Here is a 245-nt window from a genome sequence, read left to right on the forward strand (position 1 = left end):
GGCCAGGGTCACGCCGAAGAGGCCGAGGGCCAGGGCGACGTAGACGACCGTCCAGAACAGGCCGAACGCCTGGCTGTTGTATTCCCAGCCCGGCTGGAAGCTGCCGTCACGCTCGGCGATCGAGCTCAGCGTGCCCGTGGAGAAGAGCGGGCTGAACATCGCCATGCCCCGAGCGAAGTCGGTCGGGCTCCGGGGGAAGAGGACGATGATCAGGAACATCCAGCCGATGGCGAGCAGGATATAGG

Annotated in this window: 1 protein-coding gene; it reads right to left on the reverse strand. The window is 66.1% G+C overall.

The window, feature by feature from the left end:
- Positions 1 to 245, reverse strand: a 245-nt coding sequence (locus ACLJNW_RS27735; RefSeq protein ID WP_410961795.1) for a hypothetical protein, incomplete at both ends; no start/stop codon positions are given.

Source organism: Salmonella sp. SAL4457, from assembly GCF_046548235.1.
Taxonomy (GTDB): domain Bacteria; phylum Pseudomonadota; class Gammaproteobacteria; order Enterobacterales; family Enterobacteriaceae; genus Salmonella; species Salmonella enterica.